Here is a 14,805-nt window from a genome sequence, read left to right as displayed (position 1 = left end):
GTCGGCTCCTAGCGGGTCTCGACCGGATCAGGGCGCGCGGAACCGCCCGGCCGCGTGGCGCGGGCGGGTGGGACGCGCGGATGCGCCTCGGCGCGGGGCGTGGGAGGGGCTAGCTCTGGGAGCCGGCGGCGGCCAGTGGTGCCGCGTACGGGGCGATCACGCGCATCAGTTCCTCTTCCCACGCGGAGGGGTGGATCGCGCGGGTGGCTTCGCCGGGCAGGGCGCGGGCCGCTTCGACCGCCGTCAGCAACGCCTTCGTGGTCACCTCCGCGTTGTAACGGTCGACCAACCACCGCCGACCCGCCGCACGCAACCGGTCTGCGTCGGGCAACCGCACCAACTCCAACGCCCGGTCCGCCAACTCCACCGTCCGCAGATTCGCCACCGGCCACGCCGACGGCGCCTCGAACAACTCGTCACCACCACCCAACCCGTACCCCGTCACCAGACACCCACTCGCCAACGCCTCCGCCACCGGCAACCCGAAACCCTCACCCTCCGGCGCACCCAACGCCACGAACACCGACGTGTCCGACAACACCCGCGCCACCTCCCCGTGCGACAGGCCACGCACGTCCCGCAACTCCACCCCCGCACTCCGCGGGTCGTTGCGCAGGATCTGCTTCAACAACGCGCTCTCCGACGGCCGCTTCCGCGACATCCACGCGATGCTCGGCACCTTCACCCCGGGCCGGAACACCCCCGCGTCGATCGGGTTGGGCACCAGTCGTGGCGGTGGCAGGTGGGGTATGGCGCGGCTGAGCACGTCCACGCCGTCGCGGGAGATCGTCCACAACGCGGGCGGCGTGCTCCAGCCCGGGTAGAGGTCGACGTCGGGACACGTCAGGAACGTCATGAAGTGGCCCTGGACGAAGATCGCCTTCCGGCCACCCGGCGCCGGGTCGCGGTCCGGCAGCACCACCAGTTCCGGCACCACGAGCAGGTCCTCCGCGCCCAGGTCCAGCTCCGCACCCGACAACGTCGGCACGTCGTCCGCGAACCACGAGTACCGGAAACCCGGCGTCGGCGACCACCGGTACGCGTCCACCCCCGCCGCCACCAGCAGCGCGACGTGGTCGGTCAGCAACCGGTTGCCGCCGACGGGGTACTGCACCTCGAACCCGGCGTAGATCACCCTGCCAGTCATTCACCACCCCGTATCCGCGCCGCGGGACAACACCGCGCGCAGCCGTCACCGAACCTCTTCCCACACCCGGTTGGCGACGCTGCCACCCGAAGAACGCCTTCCGGACAACGGGTTCCGGCGCCTCGGCACGCGAGATCACCGGTCCCGGCCGTGATCGACGTTATCGCCGCCGCACCGGCCCCGGCAATGGTCTAGTCCATTAGGGGCAGAAATCGGCCCTTAAGTGCCAAGAGCCGCGCGCCGGAGCCGCACCACTTGACAGCCGCGACGGGTGCGGGCAGACGGGAAGCCCTGACCACCGGGCGTGCGCACGGCCGCGCGCACGGCCGATTTCACTTGGCGCGCAGGCGAATCGCGGGTGGACGACCGGTGTCGACGCGGAGTCGGCACGGGGTTCGGGAACCCGGAGCCGATCCGGCCGCGAGAACGCGCCGGGACCGCCCGCGGTACCGGCGCACCCGGCGTATCAGTCCACTGTGGACAGAAGTGTGATCGGTGGCTTCGCACCACCGAAACGCGGTCGTTCGAACGGCCGCGCCACGCGGAATTCCCCGGCGTTACACCCTGTGAGACCCCCCACTTCGGGTGACTGCGTCGCTGCCCACCCGGAAACCCCAGGTAGAGTGCCGGATCGGCGATTTCGCGGCACGCGGTCGCCGAGGCTGCCCGGCCGGTGCCCACCGGGCGCGGGGCAGCTACCCAGCCCTCGGAGGACGAACATGCGCCTGCCCACCCGCGGTGCCGACCGGTGACCGTAGCCCACGACCCCGCCACCGCACCCGCGTTGTTCCGCGCCCACGCGGCAGCGCCGGAGCGCACCCTGCTCGACGTCCTCGCCGACACCGCGCGCCGCCACCCCGACGCGCCGGCGATCGACGACGGCACGACTTCGCTGACCTACCGGGAACTCCTGGCCGAGGTCGACGGCGTGCGCCGCGCGCTGGCCGACCGCGGCGTCGGCGTCGGCGACCGGGTCGGCGTCCGCGTCCCGTCCGGCACGGTCGACCTCTACGTCTCGATCCTCGCTGTCCTCGCCGCCGGCGCGGCGTACGTCCCGGTCGACGCCGAGGACCCGGACGAGCGCGCGGAACTCGTCTTCACCGAGGCCGCCGCCTGCGTCGTGATGACCGGCGGCGGCGTGGTCGTGCCGCGTGCCGCGCCGCTGGGCGCGGTCGGCGCGCCCGGCCCGGACGACGACGCGTGGATCATCTTCACGTCGGGCTCCACCGGCAAGCCCAAGGGCGTCGCGGTGTCGCACCGCTCCGCCGCGGCCTTCGTCGACGCGGAGGCGCGGCTGTTCCTCGCCGAGGACCCGATCAGCCCCGACGACCGCGTCCTGGCGGGCCTGTCGGTCGCGTTCGACGCCTCCTGCGAGGAGATGTGGCTGGCGTGGCGGCACGGCGCGTGCCTGGTGCCCGCGCCGCGCTCGCTGGTGCGCACCGGCATGGACCTCGGGCCGTGGCTGGTGGAGCAGGAGATCACCGTCGTGTCCACGGTGCCGACGCTGGCCGCGCTGTGGCCGGTCGAGGCGCTGGACGACGTGCGGCTGCTGATCTTCGGCGGCGAGGCGTGCCCGCCGGAGCTGGCCGAGCGGCTGGCGGTCGACGGCCGCGAGGTGTGGAACACCTACGGGCCCACCGAGGCCACCGTGGTGGCCTGCGCCGCGCCGCTGACCGGTGTCGGCCCGGTGCGCATCGGGCTGCCGCTGGACGGCTGGGAGCTGGCCGTGGTCGACGGCGAGGGCCACCCGGTGCCGATGGGCGGCACCGGTGAGCTGGTGATCGGCGGCGTCGGCCTGGCCCGCTACCTCGACCCCGCCAAGGACGCCGAGAAGTTCGCGCCGCTGCCCGCGCTGGGCTGGTCGCGTGCCTACCGCAGCGGCGACCTGGTCAAGGCCGAGCCGGAGGGCCTGCTGTTCCTGGGCCGCGCGGACGAGCAGATCAAGCTCGGCGGCAGGCGCATCGAGCTGGGCGAGGTCGACGCGGCGCTCCAGGCCCTGCCCGGGGTGGCCGGCGCGGCGGCGGCCGTGCGCACCACCCGGGGCGGCAACCAGATCCTGGTCGGCTACCTGGTCGCGGGCGAGGGCTTCGACCACGCCGACGCGGTGTCCCGGCTGCGGGCCGCGCTGCCCGCCGCGCTGGTGCCGTTGATCGCGGTGGTCGACACGCTGCCCACCCGCACCTCGGGCAAGGTCGACCGCAACGCGCTGCCGTGGCCGCTGCCCGCGCTCGACACGGAGGCGGAGACGCACCTCCAGGGCACGGAGGCGTGGTTGGCCGAGCAGTGGGCCGAGGTGCTGGGCTCGCGGGTGTCCGGCGCCGACGCGGACTTCTTCGCCAGCGGTGGCGGCAGCCTGGCCGCCGCGCAGCTGATGTCGTTGGTGCGCGCGCGGTACGCCGGGGTGTCGGTCAGCGACGTCTACCAGCACCCGACGCTGCGCGCGTTCGCGGCGCGGCTGGACGAGCTGGCCGCGCACGACGCGCCGGTCCGCGAGGTCGCGCCGACCCCGCGTCGCGCGCGGCTGGTGCAGGCGTTGCTGACCGTGCCGCTGATGACGGTCGCCGGCCTGCGGTGGGTGGTCGCGCTCGCGGCGATCGGCAACGTGCTGGGCCTGCTGTCGGTGTCGTGGTGGTGGGTGGCGGCCGGGTGGCTGCTGCTCATCAGCCCGCCCGGCCGGGTCGCGATCGCGGCGGGCGGCGCGCGCCTGCTGCTGCGCGGCGTCAAGCCGGGCGCGTACCCGCGTGGCGGTGGCGTGCACCTGCGCCTGTGGGCGGCGGAGAAGCTGGCCGAGCACAGCGGCGCGACGAACCTGACCGGGACGTGGATCACGCACTACGCCCGCGCGCTGGGCGCGAAGATCGGCCCGGACGTCGACCTGCACTCGCTGCCGCCGGTCACCGGGCTGCTCAAGCTCGGCCGGGGCAGCGCGGTCGAACCCGAGGTCGACCTGTCCGGCACGTGGGTGGACGGCGACCTGGTGCGCATCGGCCGCATCCGGGTCGGCGCGGGCGCCACGGTGGGCGCGCGCAGCACGTTGTTCCCCGGCGCCCGGATCGGCAAGCGGGCCGAGGTCGCGCCCGGTTCCGGCGTCACCGGCTCGGTGCCGACCGGCCAGCGCTGGGCGGGCGTGCCCGCGCAGCGCACCGGCAAGGCGTCCCGGCCACGCTCCCGCCCGCCGCGCTCGCTGTGGTGGAAGGGCGTGTACGGCTGCACGTCCTTCGCGCTGGGCCTGCTGCCCGCGGTGGCGGCGCTGCCCGCGCTGCTGCTCGTGGCGCGTGGTCCGGTCGCGGACGACCCGCTGACGTTGCGCGCGGCGTTGCTCGGGGTGCCGTTGGCGACGGTGGCGTGGCTGGGCGCTTACGCGCTGCTCGTGCTGGTGTCCGTGCGGCTGCTCGGGATCGGGCTGCGGGCGGGCGCGTACCCGGTGCACAGCCGGGTCGCCTGGCAGGCGTGGACCACCGAGCGGCTGATGAGCATGGCCCGCGTGGCGTTGTTCCCGATGTACGCGAGCCTGTTCACGCCGGTGTGGCTGCGGATGCTCGGTATGCGGGTCGGCCGCGGCGTGGAGGCGTCGACCGTGCTGGCGCTGCCGAAGATGACCCGGATCGGTGACGGCGCGTTCCTGGCCGACGACACCATGGTCGCGTCCTACGAGTTGGGCGGCGGCTGGCTGCGGATCGCGTCCGCGCGGGTCGGCAAGCGGGCGTTCCTGGGCAACTCGGGCATGACCGCGCCGGGTCGCGAGGTGCCCAACCGCGGTCTCGTGGGTGTGCTGTCGGCCGCGCCGAAGCGGGCCAAGGCGGGCAGCTCCTACCTCGGGATGCCGCCGATGAAGCTGCCGCGCGCGGTCGCCGAGGGCGACCAGAGCCGCACGTTCGCCCCGCCGAAGCGGCTGGTCGTGGCGCGGGCGCTGGTGGAGCTGTGCCGGGTCGTGCCGGTGATGTGCCACGTGGCGCTGGTCGTGCTGGTGTTGTTCGCGCTGCGCGGGCTGGGCTGGTGGGCGCCGCTGCTGTCCGGCGTGGTGCTGCTGGCGGCGGGCCTGGTCGCGAGCGCGGTCGCGCTGCTGGCGAAGTGGGTGCTCATCGGCCGGTTCCGGTCGCGGGAGCACCCGCTGTGGAGCGCGTTCGTCTGGCGCAACGAGCTGGCGGACACCTTCGTGGAGGTGCTGGCCGTGCCGTGGCTGGTCGGCGCGGCGGGCGGCTCGCCGCTGATGCCGCTGTGGCTGCGGGCGCTGGGCGCGCGGATCGGGCGCGGCGCGTGGGTCGAGTCGTACTGGTTCCCGGAGGCGGACCTCGTCCGGTTGGGGGACGGCGCGACCGTGAACCGCGGGTGCGTCGTGCAGACGCACCTGTTCCATGATCGGATCCTGCGCATGGACCAGGTGACGTTGGCGGAGGGCTCGACGCTCGGGCCGCACGGGATCGTGCTGCCCGGTGCGACGGTCGGCGCGCACACCTCGGTGGGGCCCGCCTCGCTGGTGATGCGTGGCGAGGAGGTGCCCGCGGGCAGCCGGTGGCTGGGCAACCCGATCTCGGCGTGGCGATGAAGCCCTACCTGGCGCAGCACGGCGACCCCGCGTGCCGGGTCGAGCACTACGACCTGGACCTGGACTACAAACCGCTGACCGGGCGGCTGGCCGGGCGCGCCCGGCTGTGGGTGGACGCCGAGGGTCCGATCACGCTCGACCTCGGCCGGTTCACCGTCGGCAAGGTGCTGGTGGACGGCGCGCCCGCGCGTTACACCCACGGCGACGGCAAGCTGCGGGTGCGGCGCGCGGCGCGTGGTCGCAGCGTGGTCGAGGTGCGGTACTCGGGCACGCCGCAGCCCATCCGCACGCGGTACTGGGGCGAGCTGGGCTGGGAGCAGCTGACCGACGGCGCGTTGGTGGCGAGCCAGCCGATCGGCGCGTCGTCGTGGTTCCCGTGCAACGACCTGGTGCGGGACAAGGCGACCTACCGGATCTCGGTGACCGCCGCGTCGGCGTACGCGGTGGTGGCCAACGGGCTGCTGGTCGACAGGCGAACCGGCGGCAGCAGCACGACGTGGGTCTACGAGCAGTCCGAGCCGATGGCGGCTTACCTGGCGTCGGTGCAGGTGGGCCAGTACGAGCGGCTGTCCCTCGCGCCGGGCCAGGACGTCCTGGCCCCCGCGCGGCTGCGGCAGGCGGTCGCGCACGACTTCGCCCGCCAGCCACGCATGGTGGAGGTGTTCGAGGAGCTGTTCGGCCCCTACCCGTTCCGCGCGTACCACGTGGTGGTGACCGACGACGAACTCGAAGTGCCGGTCGAGGCGCAGGGCATGTCGGTGTTCGGCGCCAACCACGTGGACGGCGAGCGAGGCTGCGAACGGCTCGTGGCGCACGAGTTGGCGCACCAGTGGTTCGGCAACAGCGTGGGGTTGGCGGACTGGCGGGACATCTGGCTCAACGAGGGTTTCGCCTGCTACGCCGAGTGGCTGTGGTCGGAGAACTCGGGCGGCCCGCCGGCGGCCGTGCACGCCGAGCGCGCGCACGCCCGGCTCGCGCGACTGCCGCAGGACCTGCGGATCGGCGATCCGGGCGTGGCGAACATGTTCGACGACCGGGTGTACAAGCGTGGTGCGCTCACGCTCCACGCCCTGCGCGACCGGTTGGGCGACCACGCGTTCTTCACCCTGCTGCGTGACTGGAACCGCAACCACCGGCACGGCACCGCGACCACGGCGGACTTCGCGGCCCTGGCCCAGTGGCACTCCATCGCGCCGCTGGAGCCGTTCTTCGACGCGTGGCTCAGCCAACCACGTCTGCCGTGACGGTCCTACTTGGTCGGCGGTCCCTCCCAGTGGAACCGCGGCGCGATGGCCACCGCGCGCTCGAACTCCTCGCTGCTCCACTGGGGGACCGGGGTGCCGGCCACGGCCGGTTCACCCGACTCCAGGAAGAACTTCTCGAATCCCGCCGGGGTGTAGGCGAAGATCGTGTGCGCGACGTGCACGCCGATGTTCTTGAAGCGGTGCGGGGTGCCGTGGGGCACGAAGACGTAGTCCCCCGCCCGGCCGGTGAACTCCGCGTCGCCGACCTGGAACTCCAGTTGGCCGGACAACACGTGGAACACCTCGTCCGCCACGGTGTGCACGTGCAGCGGCGGGCCGCAGCCCGGCATGATCGAGGACTCCAGGACCGACAGGGCGCCGTTGGTCGCCTCGCCGCTGATCTTGACCGTGTAGACGTTGCCGTCGAACCAGATCGTCTCCCCCTCGCCCGCCGGCACCAGCTCCGGCTGCGTGGACGGGCTCATGACACCCCTCCCCCGCTCCGCTCGCCCGGCTGGTACAGCCGCACATCCGTCCGCTGCTCGTACGGCGCGCCCGTCGGCAGGTTGATCAGCTCCATCTGCATCCCCCACGGCGTCACGAAGTAGACCCAGCGGTCGCCCGTGATGGGTCCGTCGGTGATGGTCTCCGGGTCACCCAGCACGTGGACGCCCGGCTGCGCCCGCAGGTACGCCGCGGCGGCGTCGACGTCCGCGACGTGGATCGCCAGGTGGTGGCCGCCCCAGTCGCTGTTGCGGGGCACCTGCCTGCGCTGGTCCGGCGCGGTGTACTCGAACAGCTCCAGGTTGGTCACCGGCCCGAGCCGCAGCATGGCGACCCGGGCGGTGGCCGCGGCGTCCACGTCGAGCTTGCGGGTCATCCAGTCGCCCTCGTCGTCCCGCACCGAGTCCAGGGTGTAGGCGAGTTCCGCGCCGACGACCTCGGTGAAGAACTCGACCGCCTGCTCCAGGTCGGGCACCGTGTAGGCGACGTGGTGCACCCCGCACGCACCCGGGATGCCCCCGCTCACGAGACACCCCCCGGCGTCGGCACGTCCGCGGTGAGCACCAGCCCGTCGGGCGGACCGGGCACCTCGATCACCAGCCAGCTCAGGTCTTCGCCGCCGGGGTTCGCGAAGCGGTGCACCGCGCCGGCCCGGATGGCGATCAGGTAACCGGGGCGCATCGCGTGCGTGGTGTCGCCGACGCGCAGCTCGCCGTGACCGTCGAGGACGAAGCAGAACCTGTCCGTGCCGGTCCGCGCGCCCTCCTCGCGCGACGTGCCGGGCGGCAGCGACGACCAGGTGATCACCTCCCGGGTGCTGCTCACGCCGTCCCGGCGGATGACCCGGTCCGCCGCGGCCTCAGGCGTCCCGCCGACGTCCGTGACGACCAGCTCACCGGCCGGCGCGTCCTCGGCCAGCACGCGCAGCACGTCGGCCGCGCCCGCGAGTTCGGTGACGGTGAGGTCGTGGAGGAAGCACGCGTCGCCGATGCCGACCGGGATCGGCATCCGCTGCCGCCCGTCCCGGTGCCGGGTGGTCTCCCGCAACGCCTGCTCCAGCAGGTCCGGCTCCAGCAACGGGTGCCACGTGGGCAGGCGGAGCCTGCGCATCAGGCCGAAGATCCGCTCGCGGTCCTCGGTGGACACCAGACCACGTGCCTCGGCCAGCACCGTGGTGAGCGCCATGTCGACGGCGACCGCCTCGCCGTGCAGTAGCGCCGGGAGTGCCCGCATCTCCAGGGTGGGGCTGAACGAGTGGCCGTAGTCGACCAGGCGCTCCAGGTGCTGCTCCCACAGGTTCGGCTCCAGCTCCTCCAGCATCCCGCCCACCGCGTGGTGGAACACCGCCGCGGCCACGGCGTCACCGGTCGGCGTCCGGCCGGTGAGCCGTTCGGCGAGCAGCAGTTCCGCGTGCTCGTCCAGCAGGCGGAACAGCTCGGCGTCCTTGATCAGGGCGATCTTGAGGATTTCCGCGAGGCCGTTGCTGATGTGCCGGTCGTCCACCGTGGCCAGGAAACCCCGGTCCAGCAACGCGACGGTCGGCGCGAAGTACGTGCCGAGCCGGTTCTTGTGCGAGCCGAAGTTCACCCCGGTCTTGATGCCGACCCCGGCGTCGACCAGCCCGATGAGGGAGGTCGGCACCCGCACGTAGGGCGTGCTGCGCCGGTACATGTTGGCGGCCAGACCCGCGATGTCCAGGAGGATCCCGCCGCCGATGGCGATGATCGGCTCGTGCCTGCGCGAGATGCCGAACGAGTCGAGCCCGTGCACCACGGTGTACACCGACTCCATCGTCTTGGCCTCTTCGGCGGCCGACAGCACGCACAGGCGGTACTCGCAGTCGTGGTGTTCGAGGTACCGGCGGAGCGCGCCGCCGTAGAGGTCGTGCACCTTGGCGTCGATCACGACGAACCGGCGGGGCCGGTCGGTGCGGACGGTGGTCCCCGCGTCCAGCAACGCGCGGTTGGCCGGGTCGAAGACGCCGTCCGTCATGCGGACCTCGTAGTCGATGGACTGCTCGGCCCGCACGCGCCAGTGGTGGGTCGTGTCGGTCGTTCCGGATCGTGTGTTCATGTCCTCGCAACCACTTCGTAGACAGCTGATCGCACGGCTCGGGCCGCGGCCTCGATCTCGTCCGGCGACGAGAGCGGGTTGATGCCGACCCCGGAGCCCAGGTAGGCGTCGACCACACCGACCGACAGGGCGACCGACCGGCCGAGCACGTCGTCCGTGCGGGGCAGCATGTTCGGCGTGTACCGCCGGTCGGTGGGGTGGGCCGGGCAGGAGAAGGGGTGTTCCGACGGGGTGGGCGTGCGGCGGGCGAGCAACTGGGGCATGTTGCCGTAGTAGTGGCGGCCCGAGTCGATGAGCGTGGACGTGCCGAGCAGTCCGGCCACCGCGCGTGCCGCCTCGACGGTCTCGAAGCGCAGGACCAGGAACGAGGAGCACTCCCCGTCCGGATCGGTGATGCGCCTGCGCGTCACGCCCGGCAGTTCGCCGATCGCGTCCAGGAACGCCGTCTTCTGCTTGCGCAGCGTGCCCAGGATGTCGTCGATCTTGCGCAGTTGCCCGAGTGCCACCGCACCGCTGAGTTCGTGCATCCGCAGGTTCATCCCGAACAGCGAGTCCGCGTCGGCGATGCCCTGGCGCAACGGCTTGAACCCGTGGTCGTGGAAGGCGAAAGCACGCTCGTAGGCCGTGTCGTCGGCCAGCGTCAGCAGGCCGCCGTCACCACTGGTGATGATCTTGAACCGGTTGAGCGAGAACGCGCCCGCGTCGCCGATGGTGCCCAGGGCGCGGCCCCGGTACCGACCGCCGCAGGCTTGCGCGGCGTCCTCCACCAGGAACAGCCCGTGCTCGTCCGCGATCCGCCGCAACTCGCCCATCTCCGCCGGTGCGCCGAGCATGTGCACCGCGAGGATCGCCTTCGTGGCGGGCGTGATCCGGCGGACCACGTCCTCCGGGTCGAGGGTCAGGGACTCGTCGATCTCGGCGAGCACGGGTACCGCGCCCCGGTGGACGATCGCGGCGATGGACGCGATGAACGTGTACCCGGGCACGATCACCTCGTCGCCGGGACCGACGCCGAGCGCCACCAGCGCGGTGAGCAACGCGGACGTGCAGCTGTTGACCGCGAGGCAGTGGCGGGCGCCCGTGCGCTGCTCGAACTCGCGTTCCAGCGCGTACACCATGGACGGTTCGTCCGATTCGCCGAACCGGTAGCGGTTGAGCTGCCACTCGTCCAGCGCCCGGTGGACCAGTGCTTTCTCGTCCTCACCGAGGAACAGGTGTCCTGGGCCGCTGCTCATGCGCGTGCCTTTCTGCTGGGAGTTGTCGTCCGGAGCCGAGGATTCCGCGTGCCGCGCGCAGCGCCAGCGCCACGCTCGTCAACGTCGGGTTGCTCGCGGTGCCGGTCGGGATGACGCCGTTGCCGCCGAGGTAGAGGTTCTCCACGCCCCAGACGCGGGAACCGGTGTCGACCACGCTGGTGCCCGGGTCGGACCCCATCCGCGTGGTGCCCGCGATGTGCAGCGGCAACGTGGGGATGACGAACCGCGGCTCGGAGCCGGGCAGGTACGGCCCGAGCGCGGCGGCGGCCCGGTGCAGGTCCGCCATCATCCGGTGCTGCCGCACGCGGTCCGCCTCGCCGAGCGAGAACTCGAAGCGCGCCTCCGGCATGTCGTAGCGGTCGCGCGCGGTGTCGGAGAAGCGGACCCGGTTCTCCGGCCTCGGGTCGACCAGGCCGAACCAGCGCAGGTCGACCACCAGCCGCTCGTCCACGTCCGGGTCCGGCACCATGCCGTCGTAGGGCAGGTCGCGGTGGACCTGGCAGTGCCACGGCCGGCCCCGTGACACCGGGATCCACACGTTGGGGTCGAAGTCGTCCGCCGGGATCGGCAGCACGTCGTCGGGGTGGCGTGCCCGGTGGGTCGCCACCCGGTCGGCGAAGCGCGGGTCCGTCGCGACGCGCCCTACCAGGTCGTCGCGGAGCACGACCTGGCAGAAGGCGACCGGCTGCTCCGTGAGGTAGCGGCCGAGCGCGGGCGGGCGGATGCCCGAGGCGTGGAGCAGTTGCGGGGTCAGGACGGCGCCGCAGGCGACGACGTACGTGGTCGCCTCGACGCGCAGGGTCCGCCACGCGATGTGGTCCACGATCTCGGCGTAGGCGATGCGGGACCCGTCCGCCGTCGGCACGAGACGCGTGCACTGGTGTTGCTCGCGCAGGACGAACCCGTCCCGCGCGCCGTCGGCCAGCGGGCCCAGGATGGTGTCCGCGCCCGTCCAACGCACCAGCCGGGGGTTGTCGGTGCGGCGTTCCGCGGCCATCGGGAGGTGCTGGACCCCGTACGGGCGGGGCAGCTCCGCGTACTCGTCGGCGAGCGCGTCCAGCACGACCTGGTGGGAGATGGCGTCCGCGGTCAGGTCGGTGCGCGTGTTGAGCAACGCCTCGGCGTCGCCGTAGAGCGCGTCCCACTCGGCGGCCGGGATGACGTCGGACCGCTCGACACCCGGGTGGTGCCGGGGCGTCACACCCGTCCAGTGGGTGGCCATGCCGCCGACCGCGTACGTCGCGACGCCCGCGTCCAGGCTGATGAGCTGGTCCGGCACCGCCGCCGGCGCGGCGCGCGACAACGGGTGCAGGTGCCCCCGGATCAGCGTGCCGAACCGCTCGTGGCTGTGCTGGTAGGCGAGGTGGTTCTTCAGGTGCTCGCCGGGGCGGCTGGAGAGCTGCGGGCCGGCGTCCACCACCATGACCTCGCGTCCGCCGTCGACCAGGGTGCGCGCGAACGTCGCGCCCACCGGTCCGGAGCCCACGACGAGGACGTCGACCTCGATGCGTTGGTGGTTCACGTGTCCCCCCTTTCGGTTCAGTCGGCGGGTGTGCGCGTGGGGAGCCGTCGGCTCACCGAGGCGGGCATCAGGGCCAGCACCAGCAGTTCCAGCGCGGAGTCACCGACACCGCGCCACGTGCCGCCGGTCCGGTGTGGGCAGAGCACGAGCCGGCCCGCTTCCACGTGCAGCGGCGCTTCCCCCTCGACGGTGAACTCACCGCTGCCGCGCAACACGAACCACGCCTCTTCGATGTCGCCCCGGCCGCGTTCGTCGAGCACCGCCCCCGGCGCGAGCCGGACGTAGTCGAACGACTCGCACTCGCTGAACAACATCCCCCGGCGGCCGAGGCACCGCCACGCGGCGCAGCCGGCGTTCCGGTCGAAGGCCACCGTGAGGCCGTCGTGCGTCCTGGAGACGATCACGTCGCACCACCCGCTTTCCCCGGTACGGCAAGGCTCACCACGAAGAACTCCACCCCGTCCGGCCCGCTCGCGATCGACGCGGCGCCGAGGTGCGGCAGGCCCACCGCGACACCGGGCCGCAGCGGCACGCTGGTGGACCCCGTCGTCGCGGTCCCGGTGCCGGTGAGCGTGAACAACACGTGCTCCTGGTCGTCGGCGACCAGGGACTCCGCCCGGGACGGGTCGAGGCGCACCAGCCGCGCCCGGCGCAGCGGCCCGGCGAGGTAGTCCAGCGCGTCGACGTCGCGGGCCGCGCGGAGGTCGACCACCTCCGCGCGGACGCCGTTGGCGGCCCGGTCCGGCACGCCTTCCGCCATCCCCGGCCCGGACACCTCGATGACGAGCCAGACCAGGTCGTCCGCGCCGGTGTTGCGGATGCCGTGCCGGGTGCCGAGGCAGGTCGTGACCAGGTCGCCGGCGGCGACCGGGTGGTCCACGCCGTCGATCGTCATGACGCCCCGCCCGGACACCACGTAGTCGAACTGCTCGGTCCGGCTGTGCAGGTGCACGCCGCTGGCCGCGCCCGGCGGCAGGGAGGAGCACTCCACCGCCTCCCACGGCCCGAACATGTTGTTCCGCCGCACCAGGCACTTCCACCGCGCGACCCGCTCGCCGCCGTGCATCTCGTGCACCTCGGACGGTTCGTCCAGGGTGGTGACCACCAGTCGGTCAGCCATGGCCGCCGCCCAGGAGCCACGACGCCACCGGGACGCGCGCGGGGAGCCGTTCGGTCACCGCGGTCGGCAGCACGGTCAGGGAGAGCAGTTCGAGCGGGGCGGCGGCGCTGTGCAGCTTCCCGCGGCTGCCGCCCGTGGAGAGCAGGAGGTCGCCCGGGTTCAGCTCGACGGAGCGGTTCCCGTCGCTGAACCGGCCCTGTCCACTGAGGACGAACCAGACCACGTCGACGCCATCGCGGCCACGCCCGTCCCGCGTGGCGCCCGGTGGCAGCCGGAGGTAGTCGACGGCCTCGCACTCGCTGTGCAGCATCCCGCGCCGCGCCAGGCAGCGCCACGCGTGGTCGTCCGCGGCCCGGCTCAGGCCGGCGGCGCTGGTGACGATCATCCGACCGCACCCGCGGCCGACGGGGTGGCCAGGCTGGCGATGAACAGCTCAAGCCCCTCGCCGCCCGCTTCCACGGTGACCTCGCTGCCCAGCGGCAGGGTCAGCGCCACGCCGGGCCGCAGTGCGACGGTGACCGACCCGGACACCGCGTTCCCGTTGCCGCGCACGACGAACAGGGTGTGCTCCTGGCCCTGCGCGACCAGCGCCTCCCGCTGCCCCGGCTGGAGGTGCGGCAGGCGGATGCGTCCCAGCGGGCCGCTGAGGAAGTCCCCGGCGTCGATCTCCCGCACCTCGCGGAGGTTTACCACCACGGCGTTGCTCATTGTCGTCCCCCGATGTCGATCTTCTTCTGGTGGTGCGCGTAGGCGTCCGCCATCGGCGGTCCCACGACTTCGATGACCAGCCACTCCAACCGGTCCCGACCCGCGTTCCGCAGGCCGTGCCGGGTGCCGAGGCCGTTCAGGATGAGGTCGCCGCCCCGGACCGGGTGCTCCTGGCCGTCGAGGAGCATCACCCCGGTGCCGGCGACGATGAAGTACAGCTCCTCCGTGCGGGTGTGGACGTGCGCCCCGCTGACGCCGCCCGGCGGGAGCGCGGCCCACTCGATCGCCTCCCACCGCCCGAAGAGGTTGTCGCGGCGGGCGAAGCACTTCCACTCCGACGCCCCGGCCGCCCCGTGCACGCCGTGGACGGCGGACGTCTCGTCGAGATCTGCGATCACCACGTGTTCGGTCATGCCCCCTCCATCAGGTTCGAAGGCTGGTGCGCGAGCCGGTGCGGCGCCGGCTGTTCGCGGGGTTCACGGATTCCGGGCGGAGTGCCGGTGGCACGACCGCGGACGGTCGATTCGACGCACCGGGAGGCACAACGGGACATCCGTGCCGCGGAGCCTAGGGCAGCGACTGCGGGACGTCCACCACCGGGCGCGTCGGGAAGCCTTGTGCCACAAGGGAAACGTCCCCTGCTCGACACACCGCCCGGCCCACAACCACCGCCCCAGCGGCACCT

The 14,805-nt window shown here is 73.0% G+C and carries 13 protein-coding genes; 2 read left to right on the top strand and 11 right to left on the bottom strand.

What is annotated here, in order from left to right:
- Positions 1–109: 109 nt before the first annotated feature.
- Positions 110–1,147: a glycosyltransferase gene (locus KZQ38_RS33885; protein ID WP_219448109.1), complete on the bottom strand. Its 1,038-nt coding sequence runs from the start codon at positions 1,145–1,147 to the stop codon at positions 110–112.
- 748 nt (positions 1,148–1,895) lie between these two features.
- Here KZQ38_RS33885 and KZQ38_RS33880 point away from each other — a divergent pair.
- Positions 1,896–5,693 carry a Pls/PosA family non-ribosomal peptide synthetase gene (locus tag KZQ38_RS33880; RefSeq protein ID WP_308258728.1) on the top strand — a complete coding sequence of 1,266 codons (3,798 nt, stop codon included), beginning with the start codon at positions 1,896–1,898 and terminating at the stop codon, positions 5,691–5,693.
- Positions 5,690–6,937 carry a M1 family metallopeptidase gene (locus tag KZQ38_RS33875; RefSeq protein WP_219448116.1) on the top strand — a complete coding sequence of 416 codons (1,248 nt, stop codon included), beginning with the start codon at positions 5,690–5,692 and terminating at the stop codon, positions 6,935–6,937. The genes KZQ38_RS33880 and KZQ38_RS33875 overlap by 4 nt, the downstream gene beginning before the upstream one ends.
- A gap of 5 nt (positions 6,938–6,942) precedes the next feature.
- Here the strand turns inward: KZQ38_RS33875 and KZQ38_RS33870 are convergent, their stop codons facing one another.
- The 10 genes from KZQ38_RS33870 to KZQ38_RS33825 are packed head-to-tail and all read right to left on the bottom strand — an operon-like array spanning position 6,943 to position 14,533.
- Positions 6,943–7,422 (bottom strand): cupin domain-containing protein, encoded by a 480-nt coding sequence (locus KZQ38_RS33870; RefSeq protein ID WP_219448108.1) that lies wholly within the window; start codon positions 7,420–7,422, stop codon positions 6,943–6,945.
- Positions 7,419–7,967, bottom strand: a complete 549-nt coding sequence (locus tag KZQ38_RS33865) for a VOC family protein (protein ID WP_219448107.1) — start codon at positions 7,965–7,967, stop codon at positions 7,419–7,421. Before KZQ38_RS33865 ends, KZQ38_RS33870 begins: the two co-directional genes overlap by 4 nt.
- Complete coding sequence (locus KZQ38_RS33860) at positions 7,964–9,514, bottom strand: 3-dehydroquinate synthase family protein (protein WP_219448106.1); 1,551 nt, start codon at positions 9,512–9,514, stop codon at positions 7,964–7,966. Before KZQ38_RS33860 ends, KZQ38_RS33865 begins: the two co-directional genes overlap by 4 nt.
- A complete protein-coding gene (locus KZQ38_RS33855; protein ID WP_219448105.1) occupies positions 9,511–10,749 on the bottom strand; it encodes a DegT/DnrJ/EryC1/StrS family aminotransferase in 1,239 nt (412 codons plus the stop codon). Before KZQ38_RS33855 ends, KZQ38_RS33860 begins: the two co-directional genes overlap by 4 nt.
- Positions 10,715–12,292, bottom strand: a complete 1,578-nt coding sequence (locus tag KZQ38_RS33850) for a GMC oxidoreductase (RefSeq protein WP_219448104.1) — start codon at positions 12,290–12,292, stop codon at positions 10,715–10,717. The genes KZQ38_RS33855 and KZQ38_RS33850 overlap by 35 nt, the downstream gene beginning before the upstream one ends.
- A 17-nt stretch (positions 12,293–12,309) precedes the next feature.
- Positions 12,310–12,696 (bottom strand): cupin domain-containing protein, encoded by a 387-nt coding sequence (locus tag KZQ38_RS33845; RefSeq protein WP_219448103.1) that lies wholly within the window; start codon positions 12,694–12,696, stop codon positions 12,310–12,312.
- Positions 12,693–13,412, bottom strand: coding sequence for a cupin domain-containing protein (locus tag KZQ38_RS33840; protein WP_219448102.1), 720 nt, complete (start codon positions 13,410–13,412; stop codon positions 12,693–12,695). The genes KZQ38_RS33845 and KZQ38_RS33840 overlap by 4 nt, the downstream gene beginning before the upstream one ends.
- Positions 13,405–13,797, bottom strand: coding sequence for a cupin domain-containing protein (locus KZQ38_RS33835; RefSeq protein WP_219448101.1), 393 nt, complete (start codon positions 13,795–13,797; stop codon positions 13,405–13,407). The genes KZQ38_RS33840 and KZQ38_RS33835 overlap by 8 nt, the downstream gene beginning before the upstream one ends.
- Positions 13,794–14,120 carry a cupin domain-containing protein gene (locus KZQ38_RS33830; RefSeq protein ID WP_219448100.1) on the bottom strand — a complete coding sequence of 109 codons (327 nt, stop codon included), beginning with the start codon at positions 14,118–14,120 and terminating at the stop codon, positions 13,794–13,796. The genes KZQ38_RS33835 and KZQ38_RS33830 overlap by 4 nt, the downstream gene beginning before the upstream one ends.
- Positions 14,117–14,533: a cupin domain-containing protein gene (locus KZQ38_RS33825; protein WP_219448099.1), complete on the bottom strand. Its 417-nt coding sequence runs from the start codon at positions 14,531–14,533 to the stop codon at positions 14,117–14,119. The genes KZQ38_RS33830 and KZQ38_RS33825 overlap by 4 nt, the downstream gene beginning before the upstream one ends.
- Between the last annotated feature and the right edge of the window lie 272 nt (positions 14,534–14,805).

It is taken from the genome of Saccharothrix obliqua (assembly GCF_019375475.1).
GTDB lineage: Bacteria > Actinomycetota > Actinomycetes > Mycobacteriales > Pseudonocardiaceae > Actinosynnema > Actinosynnema obliqua.
The sequence above is the reverse complement of the archived record's forward strand: the minus strand, read 5'-3'. Positions and strand labels throughout refer to the sequence as shown.

Excerpts from the sequence above, each read along its gene's own strand:
- KZQ38_RS33825 (WP_219448099.1), bottom strand. The coding sequence starts at position 14,533 with ATGACCGAACACGTGGTGATCGCAGATCTCGACGAGACGTCCGCCGTC.
- KZQ38_RS33870 (WP_219448108.1), bottom strand. The coding sequence starts at position 7,422 with ATGAGCCCGTCCACGCAGCCGGAGCTGGTGCCGGCGGGCGAGGGGGAG.
- KZQ38_RS33855 (WP_219448105.1), bottom strand. The coding sequence starts at position 10,749 with ATGAGCAGCGGCCCAGGACACCTGTTCCTCGGTGAGGACGAGAAAGCA.
- KZQ38_RS33835 (WP_219448101.1), bottom strand. The coding sequence starts at position 13,797 with ATGATCGTCACCAGCGCCGCCGGCCTGAGCCGGGCCGCGGACGACCAC.
- KZQ38_RS33875 (WP_219448116.1), top strand. The coding sequence starts at position 5,690 with ATGAAGCCCTACCTGGCGCAGCACGGCGACCCCGCGTGCCGGGTCGAG.
- KZQ38_RS33885 (WP_219448109.1), bottom strand. The coding sequence starts at position 1,147 with ATGACTGGCAGGGTGATCTACGCCGGGTTCGAGGTGCAGTACCCCGTC.
- KZQ38_RS33830 (WP_219448100.1), bottom strand. The coding sequence starts at position 14,120 with ATGAGCAACGCCGTGGTGGTAAACCTCCGCGAGGTGCGGGAGATCGAC.
- KZQ38_RS33840 (WP_219448102.1), bottom strand. The coding sequence starts at position 13,412 with ATGGCTGACCGACTGGTGGTCACCACCCTGGACGAACCGTCCGAGGTG.
- KZQ38_RS33860 (WP_219448106.1), bottom strand. The coding sequence starts at position 9,514 with ATGAACACACGATCCGGAACGACCGACACGACCCACCACTGGCGCGTG.